Origin of the sequence: Acidisoma sp. PAMC 29798, from assembly GCF_030252425.1 — a bacterium.
GTDB lineage: Bacteria > Pseudomonadota > Alphaproteobacteria > Acetobacterales > Acetobacteraceae > Acidisoma > Acidisoma cladoniae.
Genome location: NZ_CP126994.1, coordinates 3,284,363 through 3,305,279, shown reverse-complemented (window position 1 = coordinate 3,305,279; position 20,917 = coordinate 3,284,363). Strand labels below are relative to the sequence as shown.

The 20,917-nt window shown below is 66.4% G+C and carries 16 protein-coding genes and 1 other RNA gene; 14 read left to right on the top strand and 3 right to left on the bottom strand.

The window, feature by feature from the left end; genetic code table 11:
- Positions 1 to 28: 28 nt before the first annotated feature.
- Positions 29 to 874 (bottom strand): bifunctional DNA-formamidopyrimidine glycosylase/DNA-(apurinic or apyrimidinic site) lyase, encoded by an 846-nt coding sequence (mutM, locus tag QP803_RS15920; RefSeq protein WP_284944449.1) that lies wholly within the window; start codon positions 872 to 874, stop codon positions 29 to 31.
- A 45-nt stretch (positions 875 to 919) separates the two neighbouring features.
- Between mutM and QP803_RS15915 the strand changes: the two genes are divergently transcribed.
- Genes QP803_RS15915 through dut form a run of 3 tightly spaced genes read left to right on the top strand, consistent with a single transcriptional unit; the run spans position 920 to position 3,368 of the window.
- Complete coding sequence (locus QP803_RS15915; RefSeq protein ID WP_284947937.1) at positions 920 to 1,672, top strand: class I SAM-dependent methyltransferase; 753 nt, start codon at positions 920 to 922, stop codon at positions 1,670 to 1,672.
- On the top strand, positions 1,669 to 2,898 hold the full coding sequence (coaBC, locus tag QP803_RS15910) for a bifunctional phosphopantothenoylcysteine decarboxylase/phosphopantothenate--cysteine ligase CoaBC (RefSeq protein ID WP_434082858.1): 1,230 nt from the start codon (positions 1,669 to 1,671) through the stop codon (positions 2,896 to 2,898). The genes QP803_RS15915 and coaBC overlap by 4 nt, the downstream gene beginning before the upstream one ends.
- The gene (gene dut, locus QP803_RS15905) at positions 2,895 to 3,368 is read left to right on the top strand and encodes a dUTP diphosphatase (protein ID WP_284944447.1); all 474 of its coding nucleotides are present in this window, start codon (positions 2,895 to 2,897) and stop codon (positions 3,366 to 3,368) included. Before coaBC ends, dut begins: the two co-directional genes overlap by 4 nt.
- A gap of 3 nt (positions 3,369 to 3,371) precedes the next feature.
- On the opposite strand, the gene QP803_RS15900 is transcribed toward dut, so the two are convergent.
- Positions 3,372 to 8,135 (bottom strand): beta strand repeat-containing protein, encoded by a 4,764-nt coding sequence (locus tag QP803_RS15900; RefSeq protein ID WP_284944446.1) that lies wholly within the window; start codon positions 8,133 to 8,135, stop codon positions 3,372 to 3,374.
- Positions 8,136 to 8,261: 126 nt separating this feature from the next.
- Complete coding sequence (locus QP803_RS15895; RefSeq protein WP_284944445.1) at positions 8,262 to 9,704, bottom strand: DUF2142 domain-containing protein; 1,443 nt, start codon at positions 9,702 to 9,704, stop codon at positions 8,262 to 8,264.
- Positions 9,705 to 9,876: 172 nt separating this feature from the next.
- On the opposite strand from QP803_RS15895, the gene QP803_RS15890 reads away from it, so the two are divergent.
- From QP803_RS15890 to ftsL, 11 genes are all read left to right on the top strand, one after another.
- Positions 9,877 to 11,598: an ABC transporter permease gene (locus tag QP803_RS15890; protein WP_284944444.1), complete on the top strand. Its 1,722-nt coding sequence runs from the start codon at positions 9,877 to 9,879 to the stop codon at positions 11,596 to 11,598.
- A 16-nt stretch (positions 11,599 to 11,614) separates the two neighbouring features.
- Positions 11,615 to 12,982: an ABC transporter ATP-binding protein gene (locus QP803_RS15885; protein WP_284944443.1), complete on the top strand. Its 1,368-nt coding sequence runs from the start codon at positions 11,615 to 11,617 to the stop codon at positions 12,980 to 12,982.
- A gap of 274 nt (positions 12,983 to 13,256) precedes the next feature.
- Entirely contained in the window at positions 13,257 to 14,438 is a 1,182-nt protein-coding gene (locus QP803_RS15880; RefSeq protein WP_284944442.1) for a pyridoxal phosphate-dependent aminotransferase, read from the top strand.
- 10 nt (positions 14,439 to 14,448) lie between these two features.
- Complete coding sequence (locus tag QP803_RS15875; protein WP_284944441.1) at positions 14,449 to 15,135, top strand: hypothetical protein; 687 nt, start codon at positions 14,449 to 14,451, stop codon at positions 15,133 to 15,135.
- Positions 15,135 to 15,866: a ribonuclease HII gene (rnhB, locus tag QP803_RS15870; protein WP_284944440.1), complete on the top strand. Its 732-nt coding sequence runs from the start codon at positions 15,135 to 15,137 to the stop codon at positions 15,864 to 15,866. The genes QP803_RS15875 and rnhB overlap by 1 nt, the downstream gene beginning before the upstream one ends.
- A gap of 50 nt (positions 15,867 to 15,916) precedes the next feature.
- Positions 15,917 to 16,996 (top strand): site-specific DNA-methyltransferase, encoded by a 1,080-nt coding sequence (locus QP803_RS15865; protein ID WP_284944439.1) that lies wholly within the window; start codon positions 15,917 to 15,919, stop codon positions 16,994 to 16,996.
- Complete coding sequence (locus QP803_RS15860; RefSeq protein WP_284947936.1) at positions 16,996 to 17,682, top strand: N-acetylmuramoyl-L-alanine amidase; 687 nt, start codon at positions 16,996 to 16,998, stop codon at positions 17,680 to 17,682. Before QP803_RS15865 ends, QP803_RS15860 begins: the two co-directional genes overlap by 1 nt.
- Before the next feature lie 32 nt (positions 17,683 to 17,714).
- Positions 17,715 to 18,123: RNase P RNA component class A (rnpB, locus tag QP803_RS15855), an RNA gene on the top strand.
- Between the two features lie 477 nt (positions 18,124 to 18,600).
- Positions 18,601 to 19,068 carry a division/cell wall cluster transcriptional repressor MraZ gene (gene mraZ / locus QP803_RS15850; protein WP_284947935.1) on the top strand — a complete coding sequence of 156 codons (468 nt, stop codon included), beginning with the start codon at positions 18,601 to 18,603 and terminating at the stop codon, positions 19,066 to 19,068.
- A complete protein-coding gene (gene rsmH, locus QP803_RS15845) occupies positions 19,065 to 20,012 on the top strand; it encodes a 16S rRNA (cytosine(1402)-N(4))-methyltransferase RsmH (RefSeq protein WP_284944438.1) in 948 nt (315 codons plus the stop codon). The genes mraZ and rsmH overlap by 4 nt, the downstream gene beginning before the upstream one ends.
- Positions 20,009 to 20,911: a cell division protein FtsL gene (gene ftsL / locus QP803_RS15840; RefSeq protein WP_284944437.1), complete on the top strand. Its 903-nt coding sequence runs from the start codon at positions 20,009 to 20,011 to the stop codon at positions 20,909 to 20,911. Before rsmH ends, ftsL begins: the two co-directional genes overlap by 4 nt.
- Positions 20,912 to 20,917 lie beyond the last annotated feature (6 nt).

The following is a 20,917-nucleotide window of genomic DNA, read 5'->3' as shown; positions in this document are numbered from 1 at the left end:
CGGGCGTCTCGTGGCCCGCAGACCTGCGTCAACGCTGCGTCCGGGGACATAGAAAAGTGCTGCGTCCGGCCTGCACGATGCGGCGAATCCCGGCGCAGGCGGGCGGCCCGGGGCAGCGTTCGCAGGGCAATCCGGCCCGCCCATAGACCTTCCAGGCGTGCTGAAAATAGCCCAATTCGCCATCCGGTTGAACGTAATCCCGCAGCGAGGAGCCGCCGGCCGCGATCGCCTCGGTCAGCGTCGCCTTGATCGCCGGCACCAGGCGCGCGGCGCGGGCCCCCGCCACGCTGCCGGCCAGCCGGCGGGGGCTGATCCCTGCCCGGAACAGCGCCTCTGACACGTAGATATTGCCGAGTCCGGCCACAATCCGCTGATCCAGAAGGGCCGCCTTAATGGGCGTTCGACGTCCGGTGAGGGCCGCAGACAGCAGGGCTGCGTCGAAGGCGGGCTCCAGCGGCTCCGGCCCCATGTCCCGTAGCAGGGCGTGTTCGTCTTCCGCCGCCGTCGGCATCAGGTCGAGCAGGCCGAAGCGGCGCGGATCGACCAGGCCGATGCGCCAGCCATCCTCCGTCTCGATCACCATATGCTCGTGTTTCTCGGCATCGGGTGTATTGGCCCGCTGGGCGCGGATCACCATACGGCCGGACATGCCGAGGTGAATCAGCAGGCTATCGCCGCCCGATAGGCGCATGAGGATATACTTGCCCCGCCTGCGAAAGCTCAGCACCTCCGCGCCCGTGAGGCGCGCGGCAAGGCCGGAGGGGATCGCGCGGCGCAGATCGCCCCGGGTCAGAACGGCGCGGCTGATGCGGCGGCCTTCCAGCCGGCCGGCAAGGCCGCGCATCACAGTTTCGACTTCGGGGAGTTCCGGCATGAGTGCTTCCGAGCGTATAGGGGAAGCTCATTGAGCGACAGGCCCATGCCCGACCAGAGCCCGACGGACGAGACGGATTTCGGCTTTCGCGCCGTGCCGCGCGCGGAGAAGAAGTCCATGGTGCGGGAGGTCTTCGCGAGCGTCGCCCCGCGCTACGACCTCATGAACGACCTCATGTCGCTCGGCATCCACCGGGTCTGGAAGCAGATCTTCACGACGATGCTGGACCCCCGGAAGGGCCGAAAGCTTCTCGACCTGGCCGGCGGCACTGGCGATATCAGCTTCGGCTGGCTGGCCAAGGGCGGCGGCCCCGCCATTCTGTCCGACATCAACCCGGCCATGCTGGAGGTCGGGCGGACCCGCGCCATCGAGCGTGGCTATGTCGGTGACCTGACCTTTCTGGTGGCCGATGCCGAGGCGCTGCCCATCCCCAGCGGTACGATGGATGTCGTGACGATCGCCTTCGGCCTGCGCAATTGCACCGACAAGCAGGCCGTGCTGGTCGAGGCGCGGCGGGTGCTACGGCCTGGCGGGCGGTTCTTCTGCCTCGAATTCTCCCGGCTCGAAATCGCGGCGCTGATCCCGCTCTACGAGGCCTGGTCTTTCAAGGTCCTGCCGCGTCTGGGGCAGGCTTTCGCGGGCGATGCGGCGAGCTACCAGTATCTCGCCGAGAGCATTCGCATGTTCCCAGACCAGCAGGTCTTGGCCGGCATGATGCGCGAGGCCGGGTTTGCGCGCGTCACAGTCCGCAACCTGTCGGGGGGCATCGCCGCCATCCATGCCGGATGGAAGCTGTGACGGATCTGGCCGGCAAGCGGGTCCTGCTCATCGTTTCGGGCGGCATTGCCGCCTACAAGGCCTTGGAATTGGTGCGCCTTCTGAAGAAAGAGGGCGTCACCGTGCGCTGCGTGCTGACGGCGGGAGGCGCGCAGTTCGTGACGCCGCTGTCGCTTCAGGCGCTGTCGGAGGAGACCGTCTATACCGATCTGTTTTCGCTGACGGATGAGAGCGAAATGGGCCATATCCAGTTGTCCCGCGCGGCGGATCTCGTCGTGGTCGCGCCGGCCTCAGCCGATATCCTCGCCCGCATGGCAGCTGGCATGGCGGATGATCTGGCGACGACGCTGCTGCTGGCGACCGACAAGCCGGTGCTGGTGGCGCCTGCGATGAACGTGCGGATGTGGCAGCACGCGGCGACAGTCGCGAATATGGCAACCCTTGCCGCGCGCGGCGTAACGGTCGTGGACCCTGATGAGGGCGCGATGGCCTGCGGCGAATGGGGTCCGGGCCGGCTCGCCGAGCCCCCGGCCATTGTCGAGCGCATCGCGGCACGACTGATGCCGCGCGCAATCCCAGTGCCAAGAAGACTGTTGACGGGTCGTCACATTATCGTGACCAGCGGTCCGACGCATGAGCCGATCGATCCGGTGCGCTACATCGCCAATCGCAGTAGCGGCAAGCAGGGTCACGCCATCGCGGCGGCTTTGATCGAACTGGGCGCGCGGGTGACGCTGGTGAGCGGTCCGGTGGCAATCCCTGATCCCCCCCTGGCGCGGGTTCTTCATGTCGAGACCGCGTCAGAGATGCTGGACGCCTGTCGCGCCGCACTGCCGGCCGACGCGGCCATTTGTGTCGCAGCCGTCGCCGATTGGCGGGTCGCGACACCGAGCGACATCAAGCTCAAGAAGGCGCCTGGGGCCGAACCGCCGGCCCTGGCTCTGACGCCCAATCCCGACATCCTGGCCGATCTTGCAAAACCCGCGCCCGATCGCCCAGGCTTGGTCATCGGTTTCGCGGCGGAAACCAATGATCTGCTCGCGCATGCGGCCGAGAAGCGACAGCGAAAGGGCTGCGACTGGCTGCTGGCGAATGACGTTTCGGCAGCCGGCGGCGCGATGGGGGGCGATGACAACGAAATTCAGCTGATCACCGCAGAAGGTCACGAAAGTTGGCCGCGCATGTCCAAGCAGGCGGTGGCGCAGCGCCTCGCGCAGCGATTGGCTGAGGCGTTGGGAGACGCATGATGGGTCGTGATGTTCCGGTCGAAATTAAGGTGCTCGACGCGCGTCTCGCGTCTTGGGGACTGCCGACCTACCAAAGCACCATGGCGGCGGCGATCGACCTGCACGCGTGTTTGGATACGGCGGTGGTGCTGGAGGCGGGGTCGCCCGCGCAGCTGATCCCGACCGGGATCGCGGTCCATATTGCCGACGCGCATCTTGCGGCGGTGATCATGCCGCGCTCCGGCTCGGGCCATAAAAAGGGTCTGGTTCTGGGCAACACCGTTGGCCTGATCGACGCCGATTACATGGGGCCGATCATGGTCAGCGCCTGGAACCGCAATGCGCTCGGCACAGCGCCGATCGTCATCGAACCGGGGGAGCGCATCGCCCAGATGATGTTCCTGCCGATCGTGCGTGTGGCGTTTCAAACGGTCGAGGAATTCTCGGCGGTGTCCGCGCGCGGTGAGGGCGGATTCGGTTCCACTGGTTAGGCGTCACGTGAAGCCGATAAGCGTGCCGCCATGGCCGTCACTGATATGGCTGAAATCCGCCAGGACATAGTTGCCGGTCAAGGCCACCGTTGCGCTGTGGCTGCCGTCGGTGACGACCAACTTGCCCGCACTCGTGGTGCCGCTATAGGCGAGTGACTTGAAGGTGGCGAAGACGAGATCGGTCACGTCGATCGTATCGCCGCCGCTAAAACCCGCGATGGTGTCGCTGACGAAACTCTCAGCCGTGCCGCTCGTGTCGATGAACGTCGCAGCGCCCAGGCCAAGATTTGTGGCGGCGTCGAGCGTGACGATGAGGTGCGTGTCGGCGGCGTTCAGCGCGGCCGTGCCGCCCGTCGTGAAGTCCAGCGTGGTCGTGCCGGCGGTGGTGCCCGTCACGATTGCGCCGGCTTGCGCGGCCGTTGCCTGGATCTGGGCCGTGCCGCCACCACCGTGAACGGTTTCGGTGGCGGCACCGAGCACCACGGTATCGGTGCCCGCACCGAGATTATAGATGTCATTGTCCGCAGCGCCTTGGATGGTGATCGACCCGCTGCCGTGAGCAGCCACGGTGACGGTCACGTTCAACCCGGCCCGCATGGTCACGGACGTGCCGGCGGTGGTTTCCGAAGCCGTCACCGTCTGGATATCCGTCAGGGTCTTCGGCGTAGCGAGATCGAAACTGCCGGTACCGGTGAGATTGAGCGTATTGGTGCCGCCGCCGCCATCGATCGAATCACGGGCGACGAGCGTGTTCGTGGCGGCATTGATGATGTCGTTGCCGGAGGTACCGGTGATGATCTTGGCTGCTGTGGTCAAGGTGTATGTGGTGCCGGAGACTGCGCCTTCGACAGTCCCCGTCACCGTGATGGTCTCGTTCGCCAGCACGCCGGAATAGCCGGAGGCATTGGCGCCGGTCGGCGTGACGATGATGGTTTCGGTGAAGGTGCCGACGGCTGCGGTCGAGAGCGTGATCAGCGGCGCGGTGTCCGCCTGACCTGCCGCGACGCCTGTGAAGGCAGCGAGGCCGGAATTGACGAAGGCGGAGGCGCCGCTTGCGGTGAAGGTTCCGCCCAGGGTGTCGGCGGTGCCGATCGCTGCGTTGAGAAGGCCGAGGCTGGCGGTAAGCGCCGTGCCATTCTGGGTCACGGTGCCCAGGGTCAGGACATAGGCCTTGCTGGTGGTCTTGGTGAGGCTGCCGCTGGCGCCGAGTTTTTCGATCTGGGCGACGGCGTAGTTATCGACGGTTCCGGTGACCGTGATGGTGCCGCCGCTGACGGTTTGGTCGGCGAGGGCGCTGTCATGACTGGTGAAGCCCAGCGTGGCGCTGCCACTGACGGTGCCGGCCGTGGTGGTCGCGATGCCGAGCTGAACCGTTCCGCTGCCGCCAGCCGCCAGGCCGTCAGGTCCCAGGGCGGCGGTGGCACTTGTGACGCTGCCTGTAGTGGTGGACGGGCCTGCGGTGAGGCTATCGACCAAGGCAGCAGTGCCCGCGTTCGTCACCGTGATAGACCGGGTCACGACATCGCCGACATGGACGATCCCGACATTGACGGTGGTGGCGGAGAGCTTGGCGATCGCGAGGGCGTAGACCTCGGCATCGATCGTAACCGTTTGGGAGGCGAGGGTGGTGTCGGCCAAGCCGCTGGTGCCGACGCCGGTCGAGGTCAGGCCGATGGTCACGGTGTCGCCCGTGATGGTGCCGGCCACGGTGCTCGCCAGACTGACGCCGAGCAGGCTCGTTCCGCCGGAGGCGATGGTGCCATCGCCACCCGTGATGGTGACCGCCTGCGGGCCGTTCGCGGCGAAGACGAGGGATTCCTGATACGGCGTCGGGGTTGTCCCGTCGCTGAGGGTCAACTGACCCGCAAGCGTGCCCCCGACGCGCGCGGCGAGCGTCAGGCTGGTGGCGGAGAAGCTGGGCGCCGCATAGGCATAGATGGCGCCGGACATAGTGACGGTCTGCGATGGCAAAGCGATGGCGCCGAGACCATCGACCCCGGTGCCATCCGTTTCCAGGCCCAGCTTGGCGCTGCCGGATCGTGCGCCGGCGACCGTGGTATTTTCGGTGAGTGTGAGCGCCGTGCTGTTCGAGGCGCCGGCGACCAGACCCTTGACGCTGCCGGCCGTCGTGAAACCAGTTGTGACCGCGCTCAGACCGGCATCCAGCACCTCGGTATAGGGGCTGACGGCGGCTTTGTTGGTGACGGTCACTGTTTCCGTGGCGATGTCGCCGACATGGACATGGGCGAAAACGACGGGCCGCGGCGTATGCACCGCCGCCTGGGCCGCCGCATACAGCGTGACGACGCTGCCACCTGTGCCATCGGACAGAACTTGCGCGCGATCCGCCGAGAGCGTGGTGGCAGCGACATCGGTATAGACGGCCGTGCCCGCACTGAGGGTAAGGATTTTGCCGCCGATGTCGGCGTTTGTGAGCGTGACACCCGCGAGGTCGATGCTGTCGCCGACGCCGAACCCTTTGAGGGCTGTCGTGAGGCTTGCCGGTGTGTCGAGCTTGAGCGTCGCGGCGGCGCCCGCGAAGGTGATGGTCTGGCCGCTGCCGAGGCTTCCGCCCACGTCCAGCGTGCTGCCGGCTTCGATGGTCACGATGCCAATGCCGGTGAGGCCGCCTTCCAGCTTCAAGACCGTGCCGGTCGCGACGTCGATCGTGCCGCTATTGCTCACCGCCGCCGTGATGGTCTCGCCGGGCCCGGTCGCATCAAGGCTTTGCGTGATCGCCAAAGTGCCGGCACCGGTCACCGCGCCCGACGATAGAGCGGCGGTGCCCGACAAGGTCAGCGTCTGGCCGTTGTCGATGAACAGGGTGCCCCCATCGAGCAGCAGCGGGCCGCCGATTGTTTGGGTGGAGTCTGCCTGAGTGAAGGTGCCGGTGGCCAGCGCCAGCGTGCCGTTGCCGGTGGCGCCCACGGTGCCCGCGAAGCGACCGCCGCCGTCAAGTTCGAGCGTGCCGCTGCTGGTGGTGAGCGTGCCCGTCGTGTCGATCGTGATGGCGAGGGAACTGGTGCCGATGCCTGCGGTCTTGGCGAGGATGCCAGCATTGGTGACGGTCGCGTCCATACCGTAGTTGACGGCCGCATTGCCGTCGGTGGTGAGGTCGAAGGTGCCTTTGGCCGTGTTGTTGATGGCGATGACCCCCGCGAAGGACGGGAAGTCGAGGTTGAGTTGCCCGGCATCGAGTACCGTGCCCGTATTGATCCAGACCAGACTGCCGTCCAGGTCGATCGGCGCCGTGAGAGAGGTCGTGCCGTTCGTCATCAAGGTGCCAGGACCGACGATGGCGCCGGATGCGAGGGCGACGGTGCCGGCCAGGACAAGCGTGTCGCCGCCGGCGATGTCGATGGTGGCACCGTCCAGCGATAGCGCGCCGGCGATTGTCTGCGTCGTCCCGCCGAGCGTGAATGTGCCGCCGCCCAGGGCAAGTGTGCCGTTCGTCCCTGCGCCGATGGCGCCACCGAGGCTGCCGCCGCCGTCGAGTTCGAGCGTGCCGCTCACCGCCGTCACTGTGCCGGTGTTATCGACTTCGGCGAAGATATTGCTGGTGCCGGTGCCGTCGGTCTTGGACAGCGTCCCGGCATTGGCGAAGAGTGCCACGCCGACATTGGCGAACAGACCCCAGCCGTCCTGCGTGAGGTCGAAGACGCCCGTCACCGTGTTGGTGATGGTGATGACGCCGACGCCGGACGGGTAGTCGAGTTGGATTTCGCCGAGGTTGGTGACCGTTCCGCTATTCGTCCAGAAAAGGCCGCCGTCCATATCGACAAGGCCGGTGACCGAGGTGTTCCCCGTGGTGACCAGGGTGCCGGGGCCATCGATCTCGCCCGCGGTCATGGCGACCGCACCTGTGAGTGTCAGCGACTGCCCCTCGGCGAGCGCGATCCTGCCACCATCCAGGAGCAGTTTGCCGCTGATGGTTTGGGCGCTGTCCCCGAGGGTGAAGGTGCCGAGGCCCAAGCCAAGGGCGCCTGTGCCGGTGGCACCGATGGTCCCGCCCAGGACGCCGCCACCGTCGAGTTCAAGGATCGCCTTGGTCGCCGTCAGCGTGCCGGTATTGGTGACGGAGGCATCGATGGTGGTGGTGCCCGTGCCGGCGGTTTTGGACAGCGTGCCCGCATTGGTGAAGAACGCTGCGGCGCCATCGTTGTAGATGGCGGCGCCGTCCGCCGTCAGGTTGAAGACGCCGGACGCGGCATTATTGACCGCGATGGTGCCGATGCCCGACGGAAAGGCCAGAAACAAGGATGCGGCGTCGGCGACGGTGCCGCTGTTGTTCCAGGTGAGGCCGCCATCCAGTGAAATCAGGCCACCCAGTGAACTGCCCGTCAGGGCGGTGGTGCCGGTGGTGGCCAACGTGCCCGTGCCGGAGATCAATCCTGCAGAAACTGTCGCTGCCCCCGACAGCGTGAGTGTCGTGCCGGCGGCCAGGGCGATCGATCCGCCGGTTGCGGCAAAGATGGTGGCGACGGTGGTATTTCCGCCAAAGGCAATCGCCCCGCCGGTGAGGCTCAACCCTGCGGCAAAGGAGGCCGTTGCCGTGACTGATAAGCTGCCGCCTGTGACCGCGAGCCGATCGGTTGTGGCAACAATGCTGGAAACCGTATTGGTGCCGGTGCTATAGGTAACGGTATGGGCGGCGGCGCTGGACAAGGTCGCCGTGTCCGACACGCCCGGTAGAGCGCCGGTGCTCCAATCGGCGGCGGCGGTACTCCAATTGCCGTTCGCATTCGGCTTCCAGGTCACCGCCGTCATGATAGAGTTCCCTATCGAAACAAAATCTGACGCCGTTCATAGGGTGGACTAGTTTCTCTACGGTTAATACATTTCGTATTGATAACAAAAATCCCTGCGTAGGATCGATGTGAATTAACCGCGCCTTCACGGTTGATAGGAGGCGGCGATCAATCTCGGCAGTGCGGCGTCGGTTGCCAGAAGGGCAACCATGGGCAGAATCCACCAGGCCCATCGAGGTGCGCGTGTCAGAACCGGGACATGGGGCAGCGCCAAGACAAGCATCGCCATGAGCGGAATGAAATACCGTCCCTGCAGGCCGTCGATGACATCCATGCCGACGCGCGTCCATGTCAGGTAGAGCGTGAGGCAAATCAGCTCGCCGCTGCACAGGATCGCGGCCCAAGCGAGGAGACGGTCGATCTTCCCGCTTTCATCTGCCTGATCGGCGCGCGCGGCCAGATGGCCGAGGGCCGAAAGAATAGCGAGCCACCAAACGCCGTAGAGCGGACGAGGCAAGTGAAGTGTCAGGGCGCCGAGCACGCCGATGAACTGGTCGCTGAGTCCGGCTAATTGCCGCAGCAGGCTCAGGGGCGGCAGCAGCAAGCCGCGCCACGGATGGTGCAACAGCACCTGACCCTGCGCCGCGGATATCGCCGAATGAAAGAGATCGGCATGATTGCCGGGCCAGAGCGGACCGGGATGATACAGCGGGCTCGGCAGCAATGGCACGGCCACCCACTTCACCACCGCCACCGACCACAGCAGCCCTGGCACGGCCACGGCAATGGCCGCGGGCAGTCGATCCTGAAAGCGTCGCCAGGACAATCCGCCGGGCGCCAGCAGCGCGAGTGCCGCGAGCGGCAGATAGGGCGGCTTTTGCAGCACCAGCACCGCCAGCGCCGCGCAGCCGAGGTAGAAGGCCACGTGCCCGTCGCGCGTCAGCAGGGCGGCGCCGAGCGCCGCGACGGCGATCACGATGCCATCCTGGCTGGGGGATCCGGCGAGCCAGATCGTCATCGGCAAAGCGAGGGTGATGAGAAGAAGCAGCCGGCCGCGACGGGCCAAGGCCAGAGCCGCGATGCCGAGGAGGCTGAAGGCGAGGGCATTGCCCAGGCGCGCGCCGATGATTGCGCCATGCGGCAAGGCGCCGGTGAGGATTGCGATCCCCATGCCGATCGCGGCCGGGCCATAGGCAAGGGGCGCATAGGCTGCCGTATTGGCACTGCTGACGAAGATCGGTCCGGGCGCCCAAGGGATGGTCCGCGCCCATTCCTGGCGCTTCGCCGGTGACGTGTCGAAGGGCGGAGGTGCGGCTCGGCCGGTTCCGACAAGATCCGCGTAGATCAGGCCGATATTGACGGTGACGCCGGCATCCTGACTGCCGCTTTGCGCGTTCATGGCGGAAACGCGATGGCCGATGATCTGCCCATCCAGAACGCTCGCGATGCGGGCGACATGATCGGCTTCGTCCGGCGCCTGTCCGATCGGCACGCGCCATGCGCAGAGCAGCACGAGAGGGACGACGCATAGAATGAAGACAGCCAGGGCTGCGGCCCGCTCGGTCGCGGCCACGGAGGCAATGCGCATGGGGATGATGGCCCTCGACTCGAAAAGACGGCACCCAGCGGCGGCGGGTGGCCTGTCATGGCTTCGTCACTGTTGAAACGCGTGACAGGCGACCACAGCCTGGGATAGAGCGCAATCCGCCGGGGCCGCAGGCGCGGCACCCCTCCGCATCAATCTCCGACGAAGGCCGCCCATGACCGTACTGGCCCTGCCTGCCTTCGTGACCGGCCGCCGCATGCCCAACCTTTGGGATATCGCGGCAATCCTGTGCGTGCTGGGCGTGCTGGTGCTGGTGGCGCATGCGGCCAGCGGGACATTGGCACCCCTGCCGGCCGCCAATGCCGTGACCATCCATCTCGATCCGCGCTGGCTGCCCTATTACGCGCTGCGCACGACCATCCGCATGTTCGTGGCGCTTGTTTGCTCGATGGGCTTCACCCTGATCGTGGCGCCGCTCGCCGCCAAAAGCCGCCGCATCGGGCTGATCCTGGTGCCCGCGCTCGACATCCTGCAATCCGTGCCGATCCTGGGCTTCCTGTCCTTCACCGTTCTGTTCTTTATGAACCTGTTCCCCGGCCGCGTCCTGGGAGCCGAGCTCGCCGCGATCTTCGCGATCTTCACGAGCCAGGCCTGGAACATGACCTTCAGCTTCTATCAGTCCCTGACCACGGTGCCGCGTGACTTGGATGAGGCGTCGCGCGCCTTCCGCCTGTCGATCTGGCAACGCTTCTGGCGGCTGGAAGTGCCCTTCGCCATGCCGGGGCTGGTGTTCAACACCATGCTGTCGATGTCGGGCGGCTGGTTCTTCGTCGTCGCCTCCGAAGCCGTGACCGTCGGCAAGACGACGTTTCTGCTGCCGGGCATCGGCTCCTATGTCGCGGTCGCGCTGCAGCAGAGCAACCTGCTGGCGGTCTTCTACGCCATCCTCGCGATGCTCGCGGTGATCCTGATCTACGACCAGTTGCTGTTCCGGCCCCTGGTCGCCTGGTCCACGAAATTCCGGTTCGAGATGACGAGCGGCGGGGAACTCGCCGACCCTTGGGTGCTGAGCCTTCTGCGTAAGACGCGGCTGCTGCAACTGCTCGGCGCCGCTCTCGGCGATGTCGCGACGGCGGTCGGTGGCTGGCGCCTACGCATCGTGCCGGCGCGGCGCCAAAGCGCAGGTCCACCGTCCCGCGTGGTTGACGGGCTATGGTTCGGCTTCATCACCGTGCTCGTCGCCCTCGCGCTGTGGAAGATTGCGACCTTCGTCGCGCATGAGGTGACCCTGGCGCAATTCGCGCATGTGCTGCTGCTCGGCTTCTATACCCTGCTGCGGGTCGCGGCGGCGCTGACCATCGTCACCCTGGTCTGGGTGCCGATCGGTGTCTGGATCGGGTTGCGTCCGCGCTGGGCGCAGATGATCCAGCCGGTCGCGCAGTTCCTCGCGGCCTTCCCGGCTAACCTCTTGTTCCCGATCGTCGTCATCGTGTTGGTGCGGTTCAGCCTGAACCCGAATATCTGGCTGATGCCGCTGATGATCGTCGGCACCCAATGGTATGTGCTGTTCAATGTCGTCGCCGGCGCTTCGGCCTTTCCCACCGACCTGAAGGAGGCTTCGGCCAATCTGCGGGTGAAGGGCTTCCTGTGGTGGCGGCGCGTCATCATTCCGGGGATCTTCCCCTATTACGTGACGGGCGCGCTGACGGCCTCGGGCGCCGCCTGGAACAGCTCGATCGTCGCGGAAATCGCCTCCTGGGGCCATACCACGCTGGTCGCGACCGGCCTCGGCTCCTACATCGCCGAGGCGACCAATGCCGGAAACAGTGCAGGCATCATGCTCGGCGTATGTGTCATGACCGGCTACGTCTTCGTGCTCAATCGTGTGCTGTGGCGGCCGCTGCACGCCTATGCCGTTCGCCGCCTGACCTTCTGACGCATCGGAGACGATCATGGACCAGACCGTGCAAAGCGTTCAGAGCCCGCCTGGCGTACAGGCCGAAGGCAAGCTGCTGTTTCATCTCGAAAACTGCCGCCAGTCGTATCACAAGGACGCCTCTGCCGATGTCATCGTCCTTGACGATGTCGATCTCTCGCTGCGGGAGGGGGAGATCGTCGGCCTGCTCGGCCGCTCGGGTTCGGGGAAGTCCACCCTGCTCCGCATCGTCGCGGGCCTGCTGAAGCCGACCTCGGGCGATGTGCGCTGGCGCGGTGAGCCGCTGACCGGCCCCGCCGAGGGCGTGGCGATGGTGTTTCAGAGCTTCGCGCTGTTTCCTTGGCTCACGGTGGAGGAGAATGTGGCCCTCGGCCTGGAAGCGCAGGGCGTGTCCCGGTCTGAGCGCGAAACTCGCGCCGAGGAAGCGATCGACCTCATCGGTCTCGGTGGCTACGAGAACGCCTATCCGAAGGAAATGTCGGGCGGCATGCGTCAGCGCGTCGGTCTGGCCCGGGCGCTCGTGGTGCATCCCGACTTGCTGCTGATGGACGAGCCGTTCAGCGCCCTGGACGTGCTGACGGCGGAAACGCTGCGCACGGACTTGATCGATCTCTGGTCCGAGGGCCGGCTGCCGGTGAAGGCGATCATGATGGTGACGCATAATATCGAGGAGGCGGTGCTGATGTGCGACCGCATCCTGGTCTTCTCCTCCAATCCCGGCCGCGTCGCGAGCGAGTTGAAGGTGCCTTTCGCGCATCCCCGTAACCGCCTCGCGCCCGACTTCCGCCAACTGGTGGACGACATCTATGCCCTGATGACCCGTCGTCCGGTGGAGCCGCCGAAGCCGCAGGCGGCGGATAAGGGTCTGGTGCCCGCGCCGCAGCCCTTCCAGGCGCTGCCGGTGGTGTCGACCAACCTGATGGCCGGTTTGATGGAGACGATCGCCGGTGAGCCCTATATGGGCCGCGCCGATCTTCCGGCCCTGGCGAATGCCTTCCAGATGGAAGCGGATGAGCTGCTGCCGATCGGTGAGGCGCTGCAACTGCTGCGCTTCGCCGAGTTCGAGGAGGGCGACATCACGCTGACCGAAGGCGGCAAGCGCTTCGTGGAAGCCGAGACGGATGAGCGCAAGGAGCAGTTTTCCGAAGCGGTGCTCGCCCATGTGCCGATGATCGCCCAAATTCGGCAGGTGTTGGAGGAGCGTTGGAACCACCGCGCCCCGGCGCTGCGCTTTCGGGATGAGTTGGAAGACCATATGTCGCCCGACTATGCCGATTCCACCATCCGGACGGTGATCTCCTGGGGGCGGTATGGGGAGTTGTTCAGCTACGACCGTGAGGCCGACCAGTTTAGCCTGGAGGATGAAGGCGAAGACGAGGACTGAGCTCTCGGGGCTGTTGCTCACCGACCTCAACCGTTCTGGGAGGGGGTAATGGTAAAGGAGCCGCAGCGGGTCGCGGCACCGGCCGACCAACAATCATCGTCACCCCCGGACTTGATCCGGGGGCCTACCCGTTGCGGTGCGCAAACGCCGTCATGGCGCCGCAACGGGTAGGTTCGCGGGTCAAGCCCGCGAATGACGGTTTGGATGCCAATGACGGTTTAGATGCGAATGACGGCTCTCGCCTCGGCGCGGCGGGCTGTGGTAGCCGAATCGCATGAGTGTTTCTCCCCCCGCTGTGAGTGACGATCTGATCCGGCTCCAAGGCTCGAAAATCGTCGCCGTGGCACGCCTGGCCTTCGGCCGACCGGACACTGAATTCCTGTGTTTCGGCGAGTCGGACCAGCACAGCCCGCCCGGCGCCATCACCGCCCTGGCCGAGGCTCTGGCCCAGGGCGAGACCCGCTATCCTGATGTGCGCGGCCTGCCGCCGCTGCGCGCGGCGCTGGCGGAGTATCTCACCGCCATCCATGCCCTGCCGGTGCCGGAAAGCCGCGTGCTCGTCACCGCCTCCGGCATGGCGGCGCTGGCCGTCGCCCTGTCGGCTATCGTGCGCGCCGGCGACCGCGTCGTGCTGCATGAGCCCGCCTGGCCCAATGCCGGCAATGCGGCGCGGCTGCGCGGGGCGGAAGTCGTGGCCCTGGCGCTGGACGCACGCCAGGACGGTCGCTTCCACCTCGACCTCGAAAAACTGGACCAGGCCCTGGTCGGTGCGCGCTGCTTCATTCTGAATTCGCCCAACAACCCGACCGGCTGGACCGCGACGCAAGCTGAGTTGCAGGCAATCCTGGATCTCTGCCGCAAGCACGGCTGCTGGCTGCTATCCGATGAGGTTTATTCCCGTCTGGTTTATGACGGCAGCGGTGTCGCGCCCTCGCTGCTCGACATCGCCGAATCGCATGACCGCGTCATCGTTTGCAACAGCTTCAGCAAGACCTGGGTGATGACCGGCTGGCGCCTCGGTTGGCTCATCGTGCCCGAGGGCACGCGGGACGATATGGCAGAGATCGTCGAATGCACGCATTCGGGCGTGGCGCCCTTCATTCAACATGGCGGTCTCGCCGCTGTCGCCGACACCAAGACGCTCGAAAACTTTCGCGCCCATTGCGCCGAGGGGCGGGCGATCACCGCCGAATTCCTCGGCGCCCTGCCGGGCGTTCACTATGCCTCGCCGGACGGCGCCTTCTACGCCTTCATCAAGGTCGATGGCATGACCGACAGCGTGCAGGTCGCGCAGGATCTGGTCATGCGCCACGGCATCGCCATCGCGCCGGGCGTCGCCTTCGGCGAAAGCGGGGAGGGGTGGCTGCGCGTTTGTTTCGCCGTTGCGCCCGAGCGTTTGCGCCGCGCGCTCACGCGCCTGAGTGCGGGCCTCAGCACCCGTCGCGCCGCCGCATGAGCGGTTTCCGATGAGCATCTGCGCGGTCTGCGGCGCCGTGGTGCGCCCGATGTTCAAGGTCCCCGCACCGGAGCTCGCCCCCGATCTCGATTTCCGGCCCGGTGAGCCGGCGCGCTCCACGCTGCGGCGCTGGATCGCCGAATGCTCCGGCTGCGGTGCGGCGGCGCCCGATCTCGCGGCGCTGTCCCCAACCGATGCCGAGGTGGTGCGCGCCGACCCCGAATATGCAGCGCTGCGCACCCAGGCGCCGGCCTTCGCGCGGCCCTTCCTGCTCTGGGCGCTGCTGTGTCAGCGCCGGAGCGACGGCTGGCCGGCGGCCGAGGCGCTGCTCCAGGCTGCCTGGGCGGCAGATGACGCCGAGGAAACCGCCTGGGCGGTGACATGGCGGCAGCAGGCAGCCTCCGTCTGGCCGCCATCGCCGGAAATTCAGCCGCGCTTGTGCTTGATCGACATCCATCGCCGTGCCGGCGATTTCCAGGGCGCGGCCGTGGTCGCCGAGGCGCTCGGGCAGGACCCGCTCGATGAAAGCGCCACCGCCATCCTCGAATTCCAGCAGCGCCTGATCGGCACGCGGGAGACGGGGCGGCAGATGCTGAGCAGCGCATTGCGCCCGCCCGCGACGCGCCCGCATGTGTCCCACCAGCCGCGCCCGGCGTCGTCTAGCGGCTTCTGGCGGCGCCTGCTGGGGCTCGACTGATGGCGCCGCATTACAAGCTGGAACGCGCCGCCGGCGGCCGTGTCGCCGGCCTCGACGAAGTCGGCCGAGGCCCGCTCGCGGGGCCAGTGGTCGCCGCCGCCGTGGTCTTTCCGCGCGGTGTGCCGCGTGGCCTCGGCAAGCTGCTCGACGATTCCAAGAAACTCACGGCCGAGCGGCGGGAAGCGGCGTCCCGCGCGCTCTATGCCGCGAAGCTGGCCGGCACGGCGGAAATCGCAGTCGGTGCGGCCTCGGTCACGGAAATCGGTCGGATCAATATCCTCTGGGCCAGCATGCTCGCCATGAAGCGGGCGCTGGAGCGGCTGCCCAACCCGCCGGATCTTGCCTTGATCGACGGCAACCGGCCGCCGGATGTGCGCTGCGCCACGCAATGCGTGATCGGTGGGGATGCCATCAGCCTGTCGATCGCGGCGGCTTCCATCGTCGCCAAGGTCGCGCGTGATCGCGCCATGGCGCGGCTGGCGGTGCGCTTTCCCCATTATGGTTGGGCGACGAATGCCGGCTATGGCACGGCGGCCCATTGTGAGGCCTTGGCGCGGCTCGGCGTGACCCCGCATCATCGTCGTGATTTCGCGCCTGTCCGCGCCATTCTTGAACGCATCACGCTGACCGAGGTCAGTCCGATGCTATGGGATTGGCCGGAGATGGCCACAGATGGAGAGCCGTCGCTTGACCCCGTGCCCGCTGTCCTTGTCAATTCCGTGCCTGCTTAGACCATCGTCATGCTGAACCGACTGGCGTGCCGACGTCCGGGTGTGGCGTCATGAGGAGGGATGTGGATCTTACCCGCGAACTGCCGCTGGACCAGCTTCTGCTGGGCGACTGCATCCATCATATGCGGATGCTGCCGCCGGCCTCGGTGCATTGCGTCTTCGCTGATCCACCCTACAATCTTCAGCTTCAGGGTGAGCTGAGGCGGCCCGATGAAAGCATCGTCGACGGCGTCGATGACGATTGGGATCGTTTCGCGGATTTCGCCGAATACGATCGTTTCACGCGGGAATGGTTGACCGAATGCCGCCGCGTGCTGCGCAAGGATGGCACGCTGTGGGTGATCGGCGCCTATCACAACATCTTTCGCATCGGTTCCATTCTTCAGGATCTGGGCTTCTGGGTTTTGAACGACATCGTGTGGCGCAAGGCCAATCCGATGCCGAATTTCCGGGGCCGGCGCTTTACCAATGCCCATGAGACCCTGATCTGGGCGGCGCGTGGCCGGGATTCGCGCTACCGCTTCAACTATCAGGCGATGAAGACCGCGAATGATGATTTGCAGATGCGCAGCGACTGGTATCTGCCGCTCTGTGGCGGACCGGAAAGACTGCGCAACCAGCATGGGTTGAAGCTGCATCCGACGCAAAAGCCTGAGGCGATGCTGCACCGCGTGCTGCTCGCCTCGACCGCGCCCGAGGATATCGTGCTCGACCCCTTTTCCGGCACCGGCACCACGGCCGTGGTCGCCAAACGCCTTGGGCGCCATTTCATCGGCATCGAGCGGCATCCCGCCTATGTCGAGGCGGCCTGGGGCCGGCTGCGGGACACCAAGGTGCTCGCGGCCGACGCGATGTCCATCACGCCGTCGCGGCGGGACATGCCGCGCATCGCCTTCGGCAGCCTGGTGGAAAGCGGGGCGATCGCCGCCGGCACGGTCTTGTTCGACAAGCAGCGCCGCGTGTCCGCCGTGGTCGGCTCGGATGGCAGCGTCAGCGCCGGGGATCTGCGCGGTTCCATTCACAAGATCGGCGCTGAGCTGACGAACGCACCCTCCTGCAACGGCTGGACCTTCTGGCATTTCGAGCGGAACGGCGTGGTCGTGCCGTTGGACGTGCTGCGCAAGCCGTGATGGTGCGGGAGCAGCTCTCTCCCAATCATGACGAGCGGCCGGAGCCGGTCGATATCCTGGTGATGCATTACACGGGCATGACCAGCGGGCGGGCGGCGATCGACCGGTTGTGCGATCCGGCCTCCCGCGTGTCCTGCCACTATGTGGTGGAGGAAGACGGGACCGTCTGGCGTCTGGTGCCAGAGGCGCGCCGGGCCTGGCATGCCGGCGTCTCCGCCTGGCGCGGTCATGAATTGCTGAACGGGCGATCGATCGGCATCGAGATCGTCAATCCCGGCCATGAATGGGGCTATCGGCCATTCCCCGAGGTGCAGATGGCGGCTGTGCGCGACCTCTCGCTGGGCATCCTGTCGCGCCACGCCATTCCGCCGCGCAATGTCGTCGCCCATAGCGATATCGCGCCGGATCGGAAGGAAGATCCGGGTGAGCTTTTCGATTGGCCGGGTCTGGCCGTCGCCGGCGTCGGGCTGTGGCCGGATTTTTCCGACACGCTCGCTGGGGTGACCGATGCGCGGGCTGACCTGGCCCGCATCGGCTATCCGGTGTCGCCCGAGAGCGCCGGGCCCGAGGCTTTCGCGACGGTGCTGCGGGCCTTCCAACGGCATTGGCGGCCCGCTGCCATCACGGGCCTCGCCGATGCCGAGACGGCCGGGCGGATTGCCATTCTGGCGGCTGCCATCGCTTGACGCGCGCCGCCGCGCGGCGCAAGCAGCCGGCGCCAGACGGTTGGACGGCCGCTGCCATGACTGTAAGGGCATGGTGGAGGAAAGTCCGGGCTCCACGGGAATACGGTGCCGGCTAACGGCCGGCGGGGGCGACCCCAGGGACAGTGCCACAGAAAACAAACCGCCCGCACGCGCAAGCCTGCGGGCAAGGGTGAAACGGTGCGGTAAGAGCGCACCGCCCTGCTGGTAACAGTGGGGGCAGGGTAAACCCCACCGGGAGCAAGACCGAATAGGGGTGGCCGGCGGGCATTCGGCTTCGGCCGGATGTGCCGCGAGGGTGTTCTCGCCCCGTCACCCGGGTTGGTCGCGTGAGGCGTGCCGCGAGGCGCGTCCCAGAGGAATGGCCGTCCACGGCCGCGCGAGCGGCCCGGACAGAACCCGGCTTACAGACCGTCTGGCATTTTCGGTTTTGGGCATTTTCGGTTTTTGGTGGAATGCGCCAAAAGGCCAGCGGGGGCCTGTCCTGTTGCCAGTTCTATGGCTTCCCAGTTTAGGCCATAATCATGACGCAGCGCGGGGATGATTTGCCAAAGACCAACGGCAAGTCATTCCTCAAATATTGAAACAACCCTTGGGATGCTAAGCTCGACCGCTCGATCAGGTCCCAACGCGCCGCAAGAATCACATCTTCGTGAATATAGAACAAAACGAAAACGTAATATTACAACAGCGGGATTGAGGAGGCCTTAGAAAAGCGGCGGAAGTGCTTGTTTCATCCTGATTTTTCCCGCCCCTGTCCTCGCAACGGACAGTAAATCCCTTTGACGCCCAGTTACACCCATGATATCCCAGATCATCCCAAGTGGTGAGGCTGATGGCGTTTTTCGCCCTCAATCCGCGCCGCCGGTGGAGTGGCCGGCGGACAGTGAAGGGGGCCCGATGACGCATTTTCTCGGGACCCACCTGAACAGGTTGGATGCCAAGGCGCGGGTGTCCGTGCCCCTCGCGTATCGCACGGCCCTCAAATCGCTGGATTCCGGTGCCGAAGGTGGCGCCGCGATGATCCTCCGCCCCTCCCACAAGCATCCCTGCATCGAAGCCTGGCCGAAGGCGATCTTTGACCAGTTGTCCGAGCCGCTCGAGCGGCTCGACCTGTTCAGTGAGGCGCATGACGATCTGGCCGGCGCGCTTTACTTCGACGCCCACCCGATCAGCGCCGACAAGGAAGGGCGCATGATTCTTCCAGAATCCCTGATTGCCCATGCGGGACTTACGGATAACGTCGTCTTTATGGGACTCGGGCGCATTTTTCAGATTTGGGAGCCGGCCGCCGCCGAACGTCGTCGGGCAGAGGCGCGCGAAAGCGCGCGCTCGCGCGTCCTGACGCTGCCGGGGACGCCCGCATGACCCGGACCCATGTGCCCGTCATGCTCGCCGAGGTGCTGGAGACGCTCGCTCCGCAGGACCGTGGCGTCTATCTCGACGGCACCTTTGGCGGCGGCGGCTATACCGGCGCCATCTTGAACCAGGCCGGCTGCACCATCTGGGCGATCGACCGTGACCCCGAGGCCATCGCGCGGGGCGCCGCCCTGGCGTCCAGCTTCCCCGGCCGTCTCCATCTCATCGAAGGCCGCTTCGGCGACCTGCTCGACCTGCTGGCGGAACGCGGCGTCGATGGGCTCGATGGTGTGGTGCTCGACCTTGGTGTCTCGTCTTTCCAGATCGACGAGGCCGAGCGCGGCTTCAGCTTCCGCATGGACGGTCCCTTGGATATGCGCATGGGTCGCGAGGGCCGCAGCGCCGCCGATCTGGTGCGTGAGCTTTCGGCCGACGATCTTGCCGACCTGCTCTATAAATTCGGCGAGGAGCGTCAGTCCCGCCGGATCGCCCGCGCCGTGGTCGCTGCCCGCGCGGTCGAGCCGATCACCACCACGGCGCAGCTTGCCGGCATCATTCGCGGCGTGCTGCCGCCCGACCGTTCGGGCATCGACCCCGCCACCCGCAGCTTCCAGGCGCTGCGCATTAGCGTGAACGACGAGCTGGGGGAGATCGAGCGAGCGCTGGATCAGGCGGCGCGCATCCTGCGCCCCGGCGGGCGCCTCGTCGTCGTCTCCTTCCATTCGTTGGAGGATCGCATCGTCAAACGCTTCATGATCGACGCCGCAGGGCAGACGGCCAGCCCGTCCCGCCATGATCCGCGGGGCCTGCTGCCGACGGCGGAAGCGCGCTTCACCATGCTGACGCGCAAGGCGCTGCGGCCGGGCCAGCCTGAGATCGCCGCCAATCCGCGCGCCCGGAGTGCCCGGCTGCGCGCCCTTCGTCGCCTCGACACCGAGGAGCTTGCGGCATGATCCGCCCCTTCACCTGCATCTGCCTCATGATGGCGGCCGGGTCCGGTCTCTATCTCTATCAGGTCAAGCAGCGCGCCTTCGCGCTGGACTCCGAATTGCGCAGCACCTTCCACGACATCGATGCCGCGCGCGACCGTACACGGATGCTGAAAGCCGATTGGGCGCTGATGAACGACCCTGAGCGGTTGCAGAGCCTGGCGACCCAGTATCTGACCTTGCAGCCGATGGGCCCGACCCAGCTTCTGACCATGGACCAGCTTGCCGCCGCCTTGCCACCGGTGGGCCTACCCGCATCCACGGCACCGGATGCCACGCCCGACGCCACGCAGGGCGTACCGATGGCCTTGGCCGCCCCGACCATCCTGCCGCATACCTCGCCGCTGCCGCGGATCGCCGCGCTTGAGCCGCCGGTGGTGCCTGCTCCGGTGGTGGCTGCGCCTGACGTCGCTGCCGCTGATCCCACGCCGGCACCTTTGCCTGCGGTTCCCGCCCAGGCCGTGGCGACGCCGCCGCTGCCGCCGCTCGCCCTCTCTCAGAACGGGCCTGCTCCGAACCGTCCGAAGCCCATGAAGCGTGCGCCCCGCGCAAGCACGCCGACTCTGCCGAGCCGTGCGTGGTTGGCGTCGGCCAGTGGCGTGACACCACCGCTGGCCGATGCTGTCGCCACCCGCCGCACCGTGGTGGCCCGGACACACCACCACGTTGCGCCGGCTGCAGCCCCGGTTCAGCTCTATGCCGCTAATGACGCGCACCAGACCGCGCCCACGCGCTACGTGCCGATGCAGCGCATTACGCCGCCGGCAGCGACGGTCATGTACAGTCCGGCCTCGGGCTCGTCGCTCGGGATGGCCGCCGCCGATCTGGCGCCGCCCCGTCCACTCTATTCCAATTCGCAGTAGCGCGGC